Origin of the sequence: Solwaraspora sp. WMMD937 (assembly GCF_029581175.1) — a bacterium.
Lineage (GTDB): Bacteria > Actinomycetota > Actinomycetes > Mycobacteriales > Micromonosporaceae > Micromonospora_E.
In genome coordinates this window covers 576,398-594,486 of the sequence record NZ_CP120738.1, presented here as the reverse complement: position 1 = coordinate 594,486, position 18,089 = coordinate 576,398, and the positions used below count along the sequence as shown (strand labels likewise).

Here is an 18,089-nt window from a genome sequence, read left to right as displayed (position 1 = left end):
TCGTGGCCGGACCGTGACCACGAGGTCGCACCGTTGTCCGTACCCCCTGTGTTGAGGATGTCCACCGTGACCGAGCACGTGACCGTTCCCGACGATTCCGCAGCGGATCTGCCCGAGCAGATGCGGGTGCGCCGGGAGAAGCGGGACCGGCTGCTGGCCCAGGGCATGGAGCCCTATCCGGTCGGGTTCCCCCGGACCACCTCGCTGGCGCAGCTGCGGGAGCGCTTCGGTGACCTGCCGACCGACACCGCCACCGGCGAGCAGGCGGCGGTCACCGGCCGGGTGATCTTCGTCCGGAACACCGGTAAGCTCTGTTTCGCCACTCTGCGTGAGGGTGACGGGACCGAGTTGCAGGTGATGCTGTCCCGGGACCGGGTCGGTGCCGAGCGGCTGGAGGACTGGAAGCGGCTGGTCGACATCGGCGACCACGTGGGGGTTGCCGGCGAGGTGATCACCAGCCGTCGGGGTGAGCTCTCGGTGCTCGCCGACTCGTGGCAGATCACCGCCAAGGCGCTGCGTCCGCTGCCGGTGGCGCACAAGCCGCTGAGCGAGGAGGCCCGGGTTCGGCAGCGGTACGTCGATTTGATCGTCCGCCCGGAGGCCCGCCGGACCGTGCGGACCCGGGCGACCGTGCTGCGTACCCTGCGCGACTCGTTCCACCAGCGGGGGTTCACCGAGGTGGAGACGCCGATGCTGCAGGTGCTCCACGGCGGCGCGGCGGCCCGGCCGTTCGTCACGCACAGCAACGCTCTTGATGTTGATCTGTATCTGCGAATCGCTCCCGAGCTATTCCTCAAGCGCTGTGTGGTCGGCGGCATCGACCGGGTGTTCGAAATTAACCGGAACTTCCGCAATGAGGGGGTTGACTCCTCGCACTCGCCCGAGTTCGCCATGTTGGAGACCTACGAGGCGTACGGGGACTACGACACCATGGCACGGCTGACCCAGGATCTGGTACAGGAGTGTGCAAGCGCGATCAGTGGGTCACATGTGGTCACCCACGCCGACGGGTCGGAGTTCGACCTTGGTGGCCAGTGGCGTACGGTGACTCTGTACGGAGTGTTGTCAGAAGCTCTCGGCGAGGAAGTCACAGTACGGACCGACCGAGCGCAGTTGCTGCGTTACGCCGAGAAGTTCGATGTCGCTGTGGACCCGAAGTGGGGTCCGGGCAAGCTGGCGGAGGAACTCTTCGAGGAATTGGTCGTGCCGACTCTGCTCCAGCCGACCTTCGTGCGGGACTACCCGGTGGAGACCAGCCCACTGACCCGGGCGCACCGCGCCGAGCCGGGGCTGGCCGAGAAGTGGGACCTCTATGTGCGCGGGGTCGAGCTGGCGACCGCGTACAGCGAGCTGGTCGACCCGGTGGTGCAGCGGGAGCGGCTGGTGGCTCAGGCGCGGCTGGCCGCCGGCGGTGACCCGGAGGCGATGCGCCTCGACGAGGACTTCCTCCGGGCCATGGAGTACGGAATGCCGCCGGCCGGGGGCATGGGAATGGGAATCGACCGGTTGCTCATGGCCCTGACCGGCCTGGGTATTCGCGAAACCATCCTCTTCCCTCTGGTCCGTCCGGAGTAGTCGGCCAAGTTTTTTTCGGGGAGTTTGCGCGTCCTATTGACGGCTGGCGCATCTTTCGGGCTATTGTGCTCTTGATTGCGGGAGAACGTGCTCGGAAGGACAACGGCCTGTGGCCAAGCAGATCATTCACAAGCTGGTCGACGATCTGGACGGCGGCGACGCCGACGAGACCGTCAAGTTCGCCCTCGACGGCGTCCAGTACGAGATCGACCTCTCGGAGAAGAACGCGGACAAATTGCGGCAGGTTTTCGCTCCGTACGTGGCTGCTGGTACCAAGATCGGCCGCGGTGGCGTGGTCGTAGGTGGTCGGGCCGCGCGCGGTCGGGGCGGTGCCGCCGCCGACCGTGAGCAGAACCGGGCGATCCGGGCCTGGGCGAAGAAGGAAGGCAAGGAGATCTCCGACCGCGGGCGCATCCCGCAGGAGATCGTGGACGAGTACCACGCCAAAGCCGGGCGCTGATCGTCCCAGGTGTGCCGCTACTGATCAGCCCTCGTCGGCCGGTCGGGGCCAGTGACACGAGGTACGGATGTCTCATCCGTACCTCGTGTCCCTTTTTGGGAGTTTGGCGGTTCCGGCACGATCCTGCGGCGATGCTGCCGTGGCCAGAGCGTGGCGGGTTGTCCACAGCCTGTGCGCCGGTTGTCCACAGGCCTGTGGACAACCGGTCGGGCGGTGGCGGTACGGACGGCGCGTCCCGGTGAGCCGACGCCGCGCCCGGTCACCGGACCGAGCGGATTTCGCTCACCGCGTAGCGCCGAAGCCTCGGGGAACAGCCAGCGACCCGGCACAGTTGGGGTAAACGTTGCGGATCGCCCCTGCTCCGGCCCGACACGGCAGGAGCGGAGTCGGCCCACGGCGATAGAGTGATGGCACGAGCTTCCGCCTGGAGGCTCGTGCGCTGGCCCGCCAAGACCACTGGCGCACGGCACGTGAGGAGCACGAGGGCATGTTCGAGCGGTTCACCGACCGAGCGCGACGGGTTGTCGTCCTGGCTCAGGAAGAAGCCCGGATGCTCAACCACAACTACATCGGCACGGAGCACATCCTGCTCGGCCTCATCCACGAGGGTGAGGGCGTGGCGGCGAAGGCCCTGGAGAGCCTGGGCATCTCGCTGGAAGGTGTGCGTCAACAGGTCGAGGAGATCATCGGCCAGGGCCAGCAGGCGCCGAGCGGGCACATCCCGTTCACGCCGCGGGCCAAGAAGGTGTTGGAGCTGTCGCTGCGGGAGGCGCTGCAGCTCGGCCACAACTACATCGGCACGGAGCACATCCTGCTCGGGCTGATCCGTGAGGGTGAGGGCGTCGCCGCCCAGGTGCTGGTGAAGCTCGGCGCCGACCTCAACCGGGTCCGCCAGCAGGTGATCCAGTTGCTGTCGGGCTACCAGGGCAAGGAGCCGGCGGCGGCGGGCGCGGCGGCGGGCGAGGCCGCCCCGTCGACCAGTCTGGTGCTGGACCAGTTCGGTCGTAACCTGACCCAGGCGGCCCGGGAGGGCAAGCTCGACCCGGTGATCGGCCGGGAGAAGGAGATCGAGCGGGTGATGCAGGTGCTCTCCCGCCGTACCAAGAACAACCCGGTGCTGATCGGTGAGCCCGGTGTCGGCAAGACGGCCGTGGTGGAGGGCCTGTCCCAGAAGATCATCAAGGGCGAGGTGCCCGAGACGCTGAAGGACAAGCAGCTCTACACCCTCGACCTCGGTGCGTTGGTCGCTGGCTCCCGCTACCGCGGTGACTTCGAGGAGCGCCTGAAGAAGGTGCTCAAGGAGATCCGCACCCGGGGCGACATCATCCTGTTCATCGACGAGATCCACACCCTGGTCGGCGCGGGCGCGGCCGAGGGCGCGATCGACGCGGCGAGCATCCTCAAGCCGATGCTGGCCCGCGGTGAGCTGCAGACCATCGGGGCGACCACCCTCGACGAGTACCGCAAGCACCTGGAGAAGGACGCCGCGCTGGAGCGCCGGTTCCAGCCGATCCAGGTGGGCGAGCCGTCGCTGGCCCACACCATCGAGATCCTCAAGGGTCTGCGGGACCGGTACGAGGCGCACCACCGGGTGAGCATCACCGACGCCGCCCTGGTCGCCGCCGCGACGCTGGCCGACCGGTACATCTCCGACCGGTTCCTGCCGGACAAGGCGATCGACCTGATCGACGAGGCCGGTGCCCGGATGCGGATTCGGCGGATGACCGCGCCGCCGGACCTGCGTGACTTCGACGAGCGGATCGCCCAGGTGCGTCGCGACAAGGAGTCCGCGATCGACGCGCAGGACTTCGAGCGGGCCGCGCAGCTGCGGGACAAGGAGAAGCAGCTGCTCGGGCAGAAGGCGCAGCGGGAGAAGGAGTGGAAGGCCGGCGACCTCGACGTGGTCAGCGAGGTCGACGACGAGCAGATCGCCGAGGTGCTCGGCAACTGGACCGGAATCCCGGTCTACAAGCTGACCGAGGAGGAGACCTCCCGGCTGCTGCGGATGGAGGACGAGCTGCACAAGCGGGTCGTCGGCCAGTCCGACGCGGTCAAGGCGGTGTCGAAGGCGATCCGGCGGACCCGGGCCGGCCTGAAGGACCCGAAGCGGCCGTCCGGCTCGTTCATCTTCGCCGGCCCGTCCGGTGTCGGTAAGACCGAGCTGTCCAAGGCGCTCGCCGAGTTCCTGTTCGGCAGCGAGGACGCGCTGATCCAGCTGGACATGTCCGAGTTCCACGACCGGTACACGGTGTCCCGACTGGTCGGTGCCCCGCCCGGGTACGTCGGCTACGACGAGGGCGGGCAGCTGACCGAGAAGGTCCGGCGTCGGCCGTTCTCGGTGGTGCTGTTCGACGAGATCGAGAAGGCCCACCCGGACGTGTTCAACACGTTGCTGCAGATCCTGGAGGACGGGCGGCTCACCGATGGTCAGGGTCGGATCGTCGACTTCAAGAACACCGTGATCATCCTGACCACGAACCTGGGCACCCGGGACGTGGCCAAGGCGGTGTCGCTGGGCTTCCAGGCGTCGGAGGACAACGACTCGAACTACGACCGGATGAAGCAGAAGGTCAACGACGAGTTGAAGCAGCACTTCCGGCCGGAGTTCCTCAACCGGATCGACGACACCATCGTGTTCCACCAGCTGAACCCGACCGAGATCCTGTCGATCGTGGACATCATGATCTCCCGGATCGAGACCCAGCTGCGGAACAAGGACATGAGCATGGAGCTCACCGACAACGCCAAGAAGTACCTGGCGAACAAGGGCTTCGACCCGGTGCTGGGGGCCCGGCCGCTGCGCCGGACCATCCAGCGCGACATCGAGGACAACCTGTCGGAGCGGATTCTGTTCAACGAGCTCAAGCCGGGTCAGATCGTGGTCATCGACTGCGAGGGTGACCCGGACGACATCGACAAGTCCAAGCTCGTCTTCCAGGGCGCCGACCGGCCGGTCGCCGTACCGGACGCGGTTCCCGCCGATCTCGGCGGTGCTGCGGCGGCCGGCGCGGACGAGTAATCCCGGCAGCCGACTGAGCAGTGCGGCACCGGCGGCGCGAGCCGCCGGTGCCGCACTGCGTTGGCTGCGTCAGTCGTCAGCCCAGGAAGCCGTCAGCCCTGACCGGCCAGCGTGTACCCGATCGGCGGCGCGCCGTCGTCGGCCACCGGCTCCACCAGGCCGTCCTCGATCAGACTGGCCAGTGCCCGACGGCGCTGCAGATCGTCGCCCCACACCACGTCCAACCGCTGCTGCGGCACCGGCCCGGTCGCCTCCCGCAGCACCGCCAGCAGCAGGCCACGGACCTGCCGGTCGGTGCCGGCGTACCGTTGCGGTCGGCGGCTCGGCCCGCTCGCCGCCGGCCGGCCGGCCACCCGCCACGCGCAGCGGCCGGCCACCGGACACACCCCGCAGCGCGGGGTCCGGGCCACACAGACCACCGCACCCAACTCCATGAACGCGGCGCTGGCCCGGGCTGCCCGGGCCGGCTCGGCCGGCAGCAACGCGGCGGTGGCAACCAGATCGGCCGGGCGGGTCGCCGGCCCGGCGTCGGCCGCCCCGTCGACCGCCCGCGCCACGAACCGTCGGACGTTGGTGTCCACCACCGGATGCCGCTGGCCGTAGGCGAACGCGGCGACCGCCCGGGCGGTGTAGGTGCCGACTCCCGGCAGCGCCAGCAACTCGTCCAGACCGGTCGGCACCTTGCCGTCGTACCGCTCGGTCAGCACCGCGGCGCACTCACGCAGCCGCAACGCGCGACGCGGGTAGCCGAGCCGGTTCCACATCCGGATCGCTTCGGCCGGTGAGTCAGCGGCCAGCGCAGCCGGGTCCGGCCACCGGTCCAGCCAGGCGCGCCACGCCGGCAGTACCCGGACCACCGGGGTCTGCTGCAGCATCACCTCGCTCACCAGGATCGCCCAGGCACCGATCCCCGGCTCCCGCCAGGGCAGGTCACGGGCGTTGTCGTCGAACCATTCGATCGCCGTGTCGGCGAAACTCACGTCACGCATGGCGCCGCCGATCCTGCCATGCCACGTTGCCGGCTCCGCCCCAGGCCGTCCCCGTCCCCGCCCCAGGCCGCCCCTGGACGGGACCCGGGTACCGGGCCGCCCGGTCGGGCCGGCGCCCGGTCGGGCAGACTGCTGGCATGAACGAACTCGCGATCACCGTGATCGGGCGCGACCGGCCCGGCATCGTCGCGGACGTCGCGGAGGTGCTGGCCGGTCTCGGTGCCAACCTGACCGACTCGACGATGACCCGGCTGCGCGGCCACTTCGCGATGACCCTGGTCTGCGCCGGTCCGGCCGAGTCCGCGGTGCAACAGGCACTGCGGCCGCTCACCGCCGACGGCCAACTGCTGGCCACCGTACGGCCGGTTCCGGCGGACGGTCAGCAGCCGGTGGGCGGCGAACCGCACCTGCTCAGCGTGCACGGCGCCGACCGGCTGGGCATCGTCGCGGCGGTGACCCGGGTGGTCGCCGAGGCAGGCGGCAACGTCACCGACCTGACCACCCGGCTCACCGGCCCGCTCTACGTGCTGGTCGCCGAGGTCGAGCTGCCCACCGGTACGGCGGCCGAGGTCGGCCGGCGACTGTCCGAGACGGCCCGGGCACTCGACGTCGAGGTGACCCTCCGGTCGGTCGATTCGGACGTGCTGTGAGCACGGTCAGCCGTACCCTGGCCGACTGGACCGAGACGGCGCTCGGCGTACCGGGGCGGGTGGTTCCGGTGGTCGCCGCGCCCGATCAGGTGCTCAGCCGGGCCGGCGAGCCGGTGGATCCGTGCGCCGCCGGGACGGTCCAGATCGCCGCCGATCTGGTCGCCACGATGCGGGTCGCACCCGGCTGTGTCGGCCTGGCCGCGCCGCAGATCGGGATCAGCGCGCAGGTCTTCGCGGTCGACGTGACCGGGCACCCGAAGACGGTCACCGGGCACGGCACGTTCGTCCTGTGCAATGCCCGGCTGATCGAGGCGACCCGGTGGCGGCCGGGCCGGGAGGGCTGTATGTCGGTGCCGGATCTCACCGGTGACGTCAAACGGGCCACCCGGGTGGTGGTGGAGGCGCAACTGCCCGGCACCGGCGAGCCGGTACGCCTGGTCACCGACGGGTTCGAGGCGCGGGCCGCCCAGCACGAGATCGACCACTGCGCCGGTCTGCTGTTCTTGGACCGGGTGGCCGGGGCGCACGCCGTCTTCCCGCGTAAGACATATCTCTGACCGGGTGCCCCGGGCCTCGGCGCGTCGCGGCCGATCGGTCCGGTCTTGCCGATACGGTGTGCCATCATGCGACTGACGGTTGGCCCGCTGCCACCCGCCATCTACTGGCGGCGGCGTGCCGTCGTGCTCGGAGCGCTGCTGCTCCTGCTGTTCATCGTGGCCTACTCGTGCATCGGCTCCGACCAGACTGGCCGGTCACAGGCCGATCCCACCCCGACCCCGTCCGGTGAGCTGCTCACCCCGACCACCTCGTCCCCGCAGCCGGCGGACGGTGTCGACACCAACGACGGCGACGACCCCGACACCCCTGGCAACGGCGACGCTGGCGACGCAGGTGGTGGCAGCACCGGCGGTGGTACGGGCGACGACGGCACGACCGGCGGTGGGCAGCCCGGCGCCGGCGACCAAGACCTCCCTGGCGGCCCGGCCGGTCCGGCCGCCGGCACCTGCACCGACGACGAGATCCTGCTGACTGCGGCAGCCTCGCAGGCCACCGCCCAGAAGGGCGTCACCCTGGCCTTGCAGTTGCGGGTGCAGAACGTGTCCAGCCGTACGTGCGACCGGGATGTGGGCGCCGACCCGCAAGAGCTGTACCTCAAGCGGGGCGCGGAGCTGATCTGGTCGTCGGACACCTGCGGAGCCGCTCGGGGCACCGACGTGCGCACCTTCGGGCCCGGAACCGCCCGTGACTACCAGGTGGCCTGGAACGGTAGGGCGGCGAGCGAGTGCGCCAACAACGTCGCGGCCGGTGACCATCCGGCTGTCGGCGAGTACCAGCTCTTCGCCCGACTCGGTTCGAAGGTCAGCGAGCCGTTTGTGATCACCATCACCGGCTGACGCCCGGGGTGGGTTCCTCGCGCAGTTACGCCGATTCCGGCACGACGTGGACGTGGCGCTTGCGACGTGGCGCTTCAGACGTAGCGCTCCAGGATCGACGCTTCGGCCAGCCGGGACAGACCTTCCCGTACGCTGCGCGCCCGGGCGTCGCCGACGCCGTCGACGGCCTGCAGGTCCTCCACCGTCGCCCCGAGCAGCCGTTGCAGACTGCCGAAGTGGTTGACCAGCCGGTCCACCACCGACACCGGCAGCCGGGGCACCTTCGCCAGCAGCCGGAAGCCGCGAGGGCTCACCGCCGCGTCGAGCGCCTCGGTGGAGGCGGCGTACCCGATCGCCTTGGCCACCGCGACCAGGTCGATCAGCTCGGTGGCGGTCAGCAGGTCCAACTCGACCAGGGCCTCGTCGAGGGTCCGCGCCTTGCGTACGGTGGGCAGGTAGTCGCGGATCACCAGGGTCCGGTCGGCGTCCACGCCGGCCATCAGCTCGTCGAGCTGCAGCGCCAGCAGCCGGCCGTCGGTGCCCAGCTCGACGACGTACCCGGCGATTTCGTCGGCGATCCGCCGGACCATCTCCAGCCGCTGCACCACCGCGACCGCGTCGCGGACGGTGACCAGATCCTCGATCTCCAGGGCGGAGAGCGTGCCGGACACCTCGTCCAGCCGCAGCTTGTACCGCTCCAGGGTGGCCAACGCCTGGTTGGCCCGGGACAGGATGGCGGCCGAGTCGTCCAGTACGTGCCGCTGACCGTTGACGTAGAGGCTGATGATCCGCATCGACTGGCTGACCGAGATCACCGGGTAGCCGGTCTGTCGGGCGACCCGCTCCGCGGTGCGGTGCCGGGTGCCCGACTCATCGGTCGGAATGGACGGGTCCGGCATCAGATGCACGGCGGCCCGCACGATCCGGGTGCCGTCGCTGGACAGCACCACCGCACCGTCCATCTTGCACAGCTCGCGGACGCGGGTGGAGGAGAACTCGACGTCGAGCGGGAAGCCCCCGGTGCACAGCGAATCGACCTGCTTGTCGTAGCCGAGCACGATCAGCGCGCCGGTCCGGCCGCGCAGGATCCGTTCCAACCCGTCGCGCAGGGCAGTACCGGGCGCCATCAGCGCCAGGTTGGCCCGCAGCGGATCTCCGGTGGCCGCCGGGCTGGTCAGCGCCGAGGTACCGGCGCTGATGGTGCGTGCCGGGGCGCCGACGGCACCGGTGCGCGCCGGCGTACCGACGGCACCGACCCGGCCGGCCGAGCCGGCACTGGTGCCGGCGCTGGCAGTCTTGTTCGCATCGCGGTCGATCGCCACGGGCAACAGTCTACGGACCGCCATGCGGTGGGTGCTCCCGCGGTTACTGCCGTACCGGATCAGCCGGCCGAGGCGCGCGCGGCGGCCTGCAACGCGGCCCGTACGTCGTTGACCTCGGTGATCTGCATGTTCGGCGGCATCGGGTCGGTGCCGGAACCGGCCGTACCGGGCGGTACCAGCGCGTACCGGAAGCCGAGCCGGGCGGCTTCGGCGAGCCGCCGGGCGACCGCGCCGACCCGGCGCACCTCACCGGTGAGCCCGACCTCGCCGATCGCCACCAGCTGCGGGGAGACGGCCAGGTTGAGCCCGCCGGAGGCGACCGCCAGCGCCACCGCGAGGTCGGCGGCCGGCTCCACCACCCGGATGCCGCCGACCGTCGCCGCGAACACTTCCCGGTCGTGCAGGGTGAGCCGCTCCGTACGCCGTTGCAGCACCGCCAGCACCATCGCCAGTCGGGCACCGTCGAGCCCGGACACGGTACGCCGGGGCGAACCGGCGACGGTCGCCCCGATCAGCGCCTGGACCTCGGTGACCAGGGCCCGCCGGCCCTCCATCGCCACCGTGGCGCAGGTGCCGGGGACCGGCTCGGTGTAGCGGGTGAGGAACAGCCCGGACGGGTCGGGCAGGCTGCTGATGCCGCCTTCGTGCATCTCGAAGCAGCCGACCTCGTCGGCCGCGCCGAACCGGTTCTTCATGCCGCGTACCATCCGCAGCGACGAGTGCTTGTCGCCTTCGAAGTGCAGCACCACGTCGACCAGGTGTTCCAGCACCCGGGGGCCGGCGACCTGGCCGTCCTTGGTGACGTGGCCGACCAGCACGGTGGCGATGTTGCGTTCCTTGGCCGCCGCGACCAGCGCGGCGGTGACCGCCCGGACCTGGGTGACGCCACCGGGGATACCGTCCGAACCGGGCATCGAGATGGTCTGCACCGAGTCGAGCACCAGCAGACCGGGCCGGACCGCGTCGAGGTGGCCGAGGACCACCCCGAGGTCGCTCTCCGCCGCCAGGTAGAGCCGTTCGTGCAGCGCGCCGATCCGCTCGGCGCGCAGCCGTACCTGGCTGGTCGACTCCTCGCCGCTGACCACCAGCGACGGACTACCGGCACCGGCGGCCCACTGCTGGGCGACGTCGAGCAGCAGGGTCGACTTGCCGACGCCGGGCTCGCCTGCCAGCAGCACCACCGCGCCGGGCACCAGACCGCCGCCGAGCACCCGGTCGAGTTCGCCGACGCCGGTCGGCCGGGCCTTGGCGGGTGCGGCGCTGATGGTGGCGATCGGCCGGGCCGGTTCGGTCGGCATCCGGGTGCTGACGACTCGGCCGGAGACCACCGGGCCGCTGACCACCGACTCGATCACCGAGCCCCATTCGCCGCATTCCGGGCACCGGCCCACCCACTTGGGTGGTTGGTGCCCGCACGCGTCGCACTCGTACGCGGGCCGGGGCTCACGCGACGAGGCCCGGCTGCGCGGCGCGGCGCTGCCGCGTCCTGTCCCGCCGCCGGCACCCCGGGGGATCGACCGCGAGCTCAGTGCTCTTCCTCGTCGTGCTCGGCGGGCGCCCGGGGAGCCGGGGTGAGCGGCATGTCCACCGGCGCAGCCACCACCAGCGGCGCGCCGCCGGTGCTGAACTCGAAGGCCAGGTTCACCGAATACCCGGCGGCGAGCGGGCCGGCCAGGCCGGTGACCCGCAGCGGTTCGGTGTCGTCGGTGCTGAACAGCGCCCATCCGTTGGCCGGCAGCTGGACGATCGCGTCCCGGCCCGGGTCCGGCTGCGGCACCTCGGCGGTGCCCGGCTCCGGCGACGGGGTCGGCCCGCCGGCCTGCTCGGAGCCGCCGATCACCACCGTCTCGGCCCCGACCACCGTCGCCCGGTCCTCGTCGGTGACCGGGGCGGCGCTGACCCGTACCGTCACCGGGTCGTTGGTGTTGTTGAACAGCCCGACCTCGACCGGCGCGCTGCCGCCGGCCGGGTAGCCCTCCACCCCGGGGTAGGGCACCGAGAGGTCGCGTACCGACACCGCGCCGTCCGGCGACTCGAGGTTGACTCCGTTGATCGCCGTCGCCTTGGTCGCGGTCTCCGCGAGCTGGCCGGCTCCGCAGCCGCTGAGCAGCAGGCCGCTGGCCACGGCAGCGCCGGCGAACAGCACCGCGACTCGGCGGTGTCCCCTGGTCGAGGGCGTCACGTCGGTCCTCCTTGTCACGGCGCGGCGACGAGCCCCGCGCAGGCCGGCTCCAGGGTAGTTGGCGGTGATCCGCGCCCCGCCACGGACCCGATAATCCGTGACCGACGGCGCTCACCCGACCGGGCCGGCCCGACGGCGCTCACCCGACCGGGCCGCTGGCCACCAGCAGCACCACGTCGATCACCGCGACCACCAGCACCGCCCGGAACACGCCGTCCGACCGGCCGGCCCGCCGGGCGGCCCGCCGGGCCGCGTACCAGCCGGTCGGCAGGATGATCGCAGTGCCGGCGACCGCGGCGAGGCCGGCCCACGACGGCGGCCCGGGCGGGCCGACGACCAGCGTCACGGTGGCGGCGAAGAGCAGCCCGGCCGCCGCGAGCGCCGAGCCGGCGGCCCCGAGCCGGTGCGGCAGACCCCGCACGCCGGTGCGGGCGTCGTCGGCCAGATCCGGCAGCACGTTGGCGAAGTGGGCGCCGGCACCGAGCAGTCCGGCGGCGGCGACCAGCCAGACCGGTGGCGCGGGCGCGCCCGGCAGGGCGAGCACGATGAAGGCGGGCAGCGCCCCGAACGAGAACGCGTACGGCAGCACCGACACGGCGGTGGACTTCAACGGCCAGTTGTAGGCCAGCGCGCTGAGCAGCGCGGCGGTGATGCACAGCGCCGCCGCCGGCCCGGTCGGCGCGGCCAGCAGCGGGGTGGCCAGCGCGGCGGCCAGACCGGCGACGCCGACCGTGCGTCGGCTGACCGCACCGGTCGCGACCGGCTTGTCGGCCCGTCCGGCGTGCCGGTCGCGACCGGCGTCCAGCCAGTCGTTGGTCCAGCCGACGGCGAGCTGGGTGGCCGCGACAGTGGCGGCGACCAGCACGATCCCGGCGGGACGGTGACCGACGCCCCAGGCCAGCAGGGCGGTCACGGTGGTGACCGCGACCGCCGGTTCGGGGTGGCTGGCCTTGATCAATGCGGACACGCGACGCGACATATCCGCCAAGTGTGGCCGTTACCGGCTGGTCATGCCACGCTCAGTCAATGCCGGACCTGCCGCCGAACGACCCCCGCCAGTACGACGCGCTGGCCGACGAGTGGTGGCGGCCGGCCGGCGCGTTCGAGATGCTGCACTGGATCGCCGAGGCGCGGGCCCGGCTGATCCCACCGGCGGCCCGGCCGGGGGCGGTGCTGGTCGACATCGGCTGCGGGGCCGGCCTGCTCGCTCCCCATCTGCGCGGCAAGGGCTACCGGCACGTCGGGGTCGACCTGGTCGGGTCGGCGCTGCGGCAGGCGGCCGGGCACGGTGTCGACCCGGTACGCGGTGACGCGGCCGGGCTGCCACTGGCCGACCGGGTGGCCGACGTGGTCTCCGCCGGAGAGCTGCTGGAGCACGTCCCGGACCTGTCCGTGGCGGTCGCCGAGGCGTGCCGGGTGCTGCGGCCGGGTGGGCTGCTGGTGCTGGACACCCTGAACGCCACGTTGGCCAGCCGGCTGATCGCGGTCGAGCTGGGTGAGCGCCTGCCGGTCGCGCCGCGCGGCATCCACGACCCCGCGCTGTTCGTCCGTCCGCAGCGGCTGGTCGCCGAGTGCGCCCGGCACGGCGTACGGCTGGCGGTGCGCGGCCTGAGGCCGAGCGTTTTCAGCCTGATCGATTGGCTGATGCGCGCGCCGTTGCGCCGATCGGCTCCCGACCGGGCACTCTGGAAACCCCGGCGGCGGATGGTGCCGACCTGGTCCACCTCGGTGCTCTACCAAGGCAGGGGGGTCAAGGTGGGCTGAGCGGACGAGCAGGTGGGCAGGTCGACGGCGGAAGGGGCGGCAATGGTTGCGGATGCACTGGCGGCGGCGCGGCGGGTGGTGCCACGATTGGCGGCGCGGGCGGGTGAACACGACCGGGCCGGCACCTTCCCGGTGGCGGACTTCGCCGACCTGCGGCAGGAACAGCTGTTCGGGTTGATGGTCCCGCAGCGGCTGGGCGGGCGGGGCGCCGGTTTCGCCGACTATGCCGAGGTGGCGTACGAGCTGGCCCGGGGCAACGGCGCCACCGCGCTGGTGTTCAACATGCATGCCTCGGTGACCGGCGCGCTGGACGCGGTCGACGACAACCTCGCCGAGGCGATGGGGCTGCCGGACGAGGCGTTGGCGGCCCGGGACCAGCTGCTCGCCGACGCGGCCGCCGGCGCCTGGTACGCGGTGGCGATGAGCGAACGGGGTGCCGGCTCCCGGCTCTCCCAGCTGTCCACCGTCTACCACCAGGTGGACGGCGGATACCAGATCAAGGGGGCCAAGGCGTTCTGTTCCGGGGCCGGTCACGCCTCGGGGTACCTGGTCGCCGCCCGGCACGCCGACGACCAGTCGGTGGTTTCGCAGTTTCTCGTCCCGGCGGACACGCCCGGCCTGCGGGTGGAGCAGAGCTGGGATTCGCTCGGGATGCGGGCCACCTGCTCGCACGACCTGCACCTGGACGTGACCGTCGGCCCGCGGACCCTGCTCGGCGGGGTGGAAGGGCTGGCCCTGGTGGTGGCCCAGCTGATGCCGCACTGGATGGTGGCCAGCTACGCGGCGGTCTACGCCGGGGTGGCGCGGGCGGCGGTGGACGCGGCGGTGGAGCATCTCACCGAGCGGGGGTTGACCCACCTGCCGGCGGTCCGGGCCCGGATCGGTCGGGCGGACGCGGCGGCCGCCGCAGCGTTGCTGACAGTACGGGAGGCGGCCCGCCGGGTGGACGCCGACCCGGGCGACCCGGCGACCAACCAGTGGGTGTGGCGGGCCAAACTGGTCGCCGGCGGCACGGCGGCCGAGGTGGCGTCGTCGATGCTGGAGGCGGCCGGGACCTCGGCGACCCGCCGGGGGCATCCGCTGGAACGGCTCTACCGGGACGCCCGCTGCGGTGCGCTGCATCCGCCGACGTCGGACGTCTGCGCCGACTGGCTCGGTGTGGCGACGATCGGTGGGGACCCGGACCGCGACGGATCGGCACCCCGGTGGTGAGCCGGTCGCCGGAGTCGGCGGCGGGCCGGTCTGAGTCGGCGGCGGGCCGGTCGGCCGCCGCGGTGGTCGGGCTCGGGCTGGCGTTGCCGCCGTCGGCCAGCCAGGACGAGCTGTGGCGGGACTTCTTCGCGGCTCGGTACGACGGCGGCACCCGGGCGCTCGCGGAGCGGATCTTCGCCAATTCCGGGGTACGCACCCGGCAGGCGGCGGTGAGCCCGTTGCTGGAGGACGTCGCGGACTGGCCGACCGAGCGGCGGATGCGCCGCTACCAGATCGAGGCGTTGCCGCTGGGCAAGGAGGCGGTGGACCGGGCGCTGACCCAGGCCGGGCTGACCGCCGCGGAGATCGGTCTGTTCGTGGTCTGCTCGTGCACGGGGTACGCCACGCCCGGCCTGGACATCATTCTGGCCCGGGACGTCGGCATGGCCGCCGACACCCAGCGGCTGTTCGTCGGGCACATGGGCTGCTACGCGGCGCTGCCCGGGTTGGGCGCGGCCGCCGATTTCGTCACCGCCCGGGGCCGGCCGGCGCTGCTGCTCTGCGCCGAGCTGACCAGTCTGCACATCCAGCCGCCGGCCCGCCGGGTGGACACTCAGCAGATCGTGGCGCACGCGTTGTTCTCCGACGCGGCGGCGGCGGTGGTGCTGGTGCCGACCGGCAGGGCCGGCGGGCCGCCGCCGCCCGGCGGCTACGCCGTGCGGGAGGTCGTGTCGGCCACCGACGCCTCCACCGCCGACCACATGACCTGGGAGGTGACCGATCTCGGTTTCCGGATGGGTCTGTCGCCCCGGGTGCCGCAGGTGTTGTCGGTGCACGTACGGGCGCTGGTCGGTGATCTGCTGGCCCGGCACGGACTGACCGTGTCGCAGGTGGACGGTTGGGCGGTGCATCCGGGCGGGCCGCGGATCCTCAACGTGGTGCAGCGGGAGCTGGGGTTGTCCGACGCGGCGATGTCGGCGTCTTGGGAGACGTTGGCGGCGTACGGCAACTGCTCGTCGCCGACCGTACTGCTGATCCTGGACCGGTTGCGGCGGGCGGGGCCGCCGCCGCGTCACGTGGTGATGCTGGCGTTCGGTCCGGGCCTGACGCTCTACGCCGCGCTGCTCGGCCGCTGACCCGCCGCGCGCGGCAGCGGGCTGGGTCAGGGGCCGACCAGCAGGGCCAGGTCGGCCCGGTACGTCTCGACCGAGTCGGCCTGCGGCACCAACCGGATGACTTCGCCGGTCTCGGTGACCAGCAGCGCGGTGGCGGTGCCGGCGGTCGTCGGGACGTCGACGAAGTTGCGGATCCCGGCGGCCGGGTCGGCCAGCAGATGGGTGCCGAGACTGTCGGCGAGCACCGGCGGCAGGGTTCCAGGGCTGGTGGCGCCGCTGGTGACCGCGACGACCGACACCCCGGCCGGGGCGGCGGCGGCCGCCGCGGTGATCTGGTTGGCGCACTCACAGTCCTCGACGAGCAGGATCGCCGCCGGCAGCAACGACCGGACCGGGACCGAGGCGCCGGAGTCGTCGATCAGGTCGAGTGCGGGCAGTGGGCGGTCGGGCAGGGGAGCGGGGGTCGACGGTGTCGGGCTGGCGGTGGGCTGGGGCCGGTCGGACCAGGCGACGGTGAACATGCTGATCATCGCGGCGAGGACCGCCACCAGCATGATGATCAACGGCAGTCGGAGGGCGGCGATCTCGTGTGGCCGGTGCCCGCTGCCGCCGGCCCGGCCGGTGTCGCCGGGGTGGATGCCGAACCGCCGGTGCCAGTGGTCCCGCCGCCGGGTGCGGTGCAGCTCCCGGCGGACCTGCGCCGCTTCCTCGGCGAGTGCCCCGGGATCGTCCGGGATGACGATCGGGCCCCACTCGGGCGGGATCTCGGGTAGGTCGTCAGGCGCCCCGGCGCCGTCCGACCACCCATCACCGTTGTTGCCTGTCCTGCCCACAGCACCCCCAGCCGCTCGCCCACCGGGTCGATCGGGGTCTAGGTATCAGGGTCTCGCAACGAACCTGGTTCCGCCAGTGCCGGGGCGCGGGAAGCGGCCGGACGATATGCTGGAAGTGCCGAAACGCGTCCCATCTGGCACGTCCGACCAGTTAGCTGACTGCTGATCTGGTTGTTACTTAGCGTGTTCAAAACCTACTGGCGGTTGCGTGTCAAGCTCGAGAAAGACCTCTCACAGCCCCTCTGACCTGCGCTTACGGCTCAGACTGTGACGGGACATCGGTGCCTGAGCGTGTTACCCTAGACACAGCGAAAGGGGCTTCGAACCTATGGTTTTCAGTGTCGGCGAGACCGTTGTTTACCCCCACCACGGGGCCGCACTCATCGAGGCAATCGAGACTCGTGTCATCAAGGGCGAGGAGAAGCAGTACCTCGTCCTCAGGGTTGCGCAGGGTGACCTGACGGTGCGAGTTCCCGCCGAGAACGCCGAGATCGTCGGCGTGCGCGAAGTGGTTGGCGAAGAAGGCCTCGGCAAGGTCTTCGATGTCCTCCGCGCCCCGCACACCGAGGAGCCGACCAACTGGTCGCGGCGATACAAGGCCAACCTCGAAAAGCTGGCATCCGGAAATCCACTCAAGGTCGCCGAGGTCGTTCGTGACCTGTGGCGTCGGGAGCGGGAGCGGGGGCTGTCCGCAGGCGAGAAGCGCATGCTCGCCAAGGCCAGGGACATCCTGGTCGGCGAGGTCGCGCTTGCGGAGAAGAGCACCAAGGACGAGGCAGAGACCTTGCTCGACAAGGTGCTCACCGACGCGTAGGCAACTCTCCACCCATAGATAGTCTGTTGCCACCTGCACCGAGGACCGCGACGTGACCGCGCACTTCCAGCAACGCGGTGACGTCGCGGTCCTCGTTCCTGCGGCGGGTTCCGGGGTACGGCTCGGACCCGGCGCACCCAAAGCACTCCGGCCACTCGGCGGCGTACCGCTGCTGGTGCATGCGGTGCGTCGACTGGCCGCCGCCTCCTCGGTCGCGGTGATCGTGGTCGCCGCCCCACCCACCGACGTCGCCGCCGTCCGCGACCTGCTCGCCCCCGCCACGGCCGGGCTGCCGCTGATCGTGGTCCCGGGCGGCGCGCACCGGCAGGCCTCGGTGGCCGCCGCGCTCGCCGCCGTCCCCGCCGGTCCGCGGATCGTCCTGGTGCACGACGCGGCCCGCGCCCTGACCCCACCCGACCTGGTCGACTCGGTCGCCGCCGCGGTCCGGGCCGGCGCCGACGCCGTCATCCCGGTGCTCCCGGTCTTGGACACCATCAAGTCGGTGGACGCAGACGAGACCGTCCTGGCTACCGTCGACCGGTCGACGCTGCGGGCCGTGCAGACCCCGCAGGGGTTCCGGCGTGACGTGCTGGCCGCCGCGCACGCCGACGCGGTCGATCCGCACACCGACGACGCCGGTCTGGTGGAGAAGCTCGGCGTACCGGTGCTCTGCGTGCCCGGTTCGGAGCGGGCTCTCAAGATCACCCGCCCGTTCGACCTGGTGATCGCCGAGCACCTGCTCGCCACCGAACCGGCGACCCGTACCCTGCCTTCATGATCGTCCTTGCCTTGATGGTCGTCC

The 18,089-nt window shown here is 71.8% G+C and carries 17 protein-coding genes; 11 read left to right on the top strand and 6 right to left on the bottom strand.

Going from position 1 to position 18,089, the window contains the following annotated elements; genetic code table 11:
• Positions 1-120 precede the first annotated feature (120 nt).
• The 3 genes from lysS to O7621_RS02680 all read left to right on the top strand — a co-directional run bounded on the left by lysS (position 121) and on the right by O7621_RS02680 (position 5,054).
• Positions 121-1,575 carry a lysine--tRNA ligase gene (gene lysS / locus O7621_RS02690; RefSeq protein ID WP_282234427.1) on the top strand — a complete coding sequence of 485 codons (1,455 nt, stop codon included), beginning with the start codon at positions 121-123 and terminating at the stop codon, positions 1,573-1,575.
• Positions 1,576-1,684: 109 nt separating this feature from the next.
• Positions 1,685-2,035 carry an Lsr2 family protein gene (locus O7621_RS02685; RefSeq protein ID WP_123603817.1) on the top strand — a complete coding sequence of 117 codons (351 nt, stop codon included), beginning with the start codon at positions 1,685-1,687 and terminating at the stop codon, positions 2,033-2,035.
• Between the two features lie 487 nt (positions 2,036-2,522).
• Entirely contained in the window at positions 2,523-5,054 is a 2,532-nt protein-coding gene (locus tag O7621_RS02680; RefSeq protein WP_282232581.1) for an ATP-dependent Clp protease ATP-binding subunit, read from the top strand.
• 92 nt (positions 5,055-5,146) lie between these two features.
• On the opposite strand, the gene O7621_RS02675 is transcribed toward O7621_RS02680, so the two are convergent.
• On the bottom strand, positions 5,147-6,043 hold the full coding sequence (locus O7621_RS02675) for an A/G-specific adenine glycosylase (protein ID WP_282232580.1): 897 nt from the start codon (positions 6,041-6,043) through the stop codon (positions 5,147-5,149).
• 137 nt (positions 6,044-6,180) lie between these two features.
• Here O7621_RS02675 and O7621_RS02670 point away from each other — a divergent pair, with 137 nt between their 5' ends.
• The 3 genes from O7621_RS02670 (at position 6,181) to O7621_RS02660 (ending at position 8,087) form a co-directional block, all read left to right on the top strand.
• A complete protein-coding gene (locus O7621_RS02670; protein ID WP_282232579.1) occupies positions 6,181-6,693 on the top strand; it encodes an ACT domain-containing protein in 513 nt (170 codons plus the stop codon).
• Positions 6,690-7,250, top strand: coding sequence for a peptide deformylase (locus tag O7621_RS02665; RefSeq protein ID WP_282232578.1), 561 nt, complete (start codon positions 6,690-6,692; stop codon positions 7,248-7,250). The genes O7621_RS02670 and O7621_RS02665 overlap by 4 nt, the downstream gene beginning before the upstream one ends.
• A gap of 66 nt (positions 7,251-7,316) precedes the next feature.
• On the top strand, positions 7,317-8,087 hold the full coding sequence (locus O7621_RS02660) for a hypothetical protein (protein WP_282232577.1): 771 nt from the start codon (positions 7,317-7,319) through the stop codon (positions 8,085-8,087).
• 74 nt (positions 8,088-8,161) lie between these two features.
• Here O7621_RS02660 and disA read toward each other — a convergent pair whose 3' ends face one another.
• The 4 genes from disA to O7621_RS02640 all read right to left on the bottom strand — a co-directional run bounded on the left by disA (position 8,162) and on the right by O7621_RS02640 (position 12,549).
• The gene (gene disA / locus O7621_RS02655) at positions 8,162-9,388 is read right to left on the bottom strand and encodes a DNA integrity scanning diadenylate cyclase DisA (RefSeq protein WP_282232576.1); all 1,227 of its coding nucleotides are present in this window, start codon (positions 9,386-9,388) and stop codon (positions 8,162-8,164) included.
• Positions 9,389-9,447: 59 nt separating this feature from the next.
• Complete coding sequence (gene radA / locus O7621_RS02650; RefSeq protein ID WP_282234426.1) at positions 9,448-10,902, bottom strand: DNA repair protein RadA; 1,455 nt, start codon at positions 10,900-10,902, stop codon at positions 9,448-9,450.
• A gap of 11 nt (positions 10,903-10,913) precedes the next feature.
• The gene (locus tag O7621_RS02645) at positions 10,914-11,570 is read right to left on the bottom strand and encodes a hypothetical protein (protein WP_282232575.1); all 657 of its coding nucleotides are present in this window, start codon (positions 11,568-11,570) and stop codon (positions 10,914-10,916) included.
• A gap of 139 nt (positions 11,571-11,709) precedes the next feature.
• The gene (locus O7621_RS02640) at positions 11,710-12,549 is read right to left on the bottom strand and encodes a UbiA family prenyltransferase (RefSeq protein ID WP_282232574.1); all 840 of its coding nucleotides are present in this window, start codon (positions 12,547-12,549) and stop codon (positions 11,710-11,712) included.
• Positions 12,550-12,596: 47 nt separating this feature from the next.
• Here O7621_RS02640 and O7621_RS02635 point away from each other — a divergent pair, with 47 nt between their 5' ends.
• The 3 genes from O7621_RS02635 to O7621_RS02625 are packed head-to-tail and all read left to right on the top strand — an operon-like array spanning position 12,597 to position 15,661.
• Positions 12,597-13,334 carry a methyltransferase domain-containing protein gene (locus O7621_RS02635; RefSeq protein WP_282232573.1) on the top strand — a complete coding sequence of 246 codons (738 nt, stop codon included), beginning with the start codon at positions 12,597-12,599 and terminating at the stop codon, positions 13,332-13,334.
• A 42-nt stretch (positions 13,335-13,376) separates the two neighbouring features.
• Positions 13,377-14,546, top strand: a complete 1,170-nt coding sequence (locus O7621_RS02630) for an acyl-CoA dehydrogenase family protein (protein ID WP_282232572.1) — start codon at positions 13,377-13,379, stop codon at positions 14,544-14,546.
• Positions 14,543-15,661, top strand: coding sequence for a type III polyketide synthase (locus O7621_RS02625; protein ID WP_282232571.1), 1,119 nt, complete (start codon positions 14,543-14,545; stop codon positions 15,659-15,661). The genes O7621_RS02630 and O7621_RS02625 overlap by 4 nt, the downstream gene beginning before the upstream one ends.
• A 26-nt stretch (positions 15,662-15,687) precedes the next feature.
• On the opposite strand, the gene O7621_RS02620 is transcribed toward O7621_RS02625, so the two are convergent.
• Positions 15,688-16,473, bottom strand: coding sequence for a hypothetical protein (locus O7621_RS02620; protein ID WP_282232570.1), 786 nt, complete (start codon positions 16,471-16,473; stop codon positions 15,688-15,690).
• Positions 16,474-16,801: 328 nt separating this feature from the next.
• Between O7621_RS02620 and O7621_RS02615 the strand changes: the two genes are divergently transcribed.
• Together O7621_RS02615 and ispD are read left to right on the top strand one after the other, a co-directional pair.
• Entirely contained in the window at positions 16,802-17,287 is a 486-nt protein-coding gene (locus O7621_RS02615; protein ID WP_123603804.1) for a CarD family transcriptional regulator, read from the top strand.
• 52 nt (positions 17,288-17,339) lie between these two features.
• A complete protein-coding gene (ispD, locus tag O7621_RS02610; protein ID WP_282232569.1) occupies positions 17,340-18,065 on the top strand; it encodes a 2-C-methyl-D-erythritol 4-phosphate cytidylyltransferase in 726 nt (241 codons plus the stop codon).
• Positions 18,066-18,089: the final 24 nt, after the last annotated feature.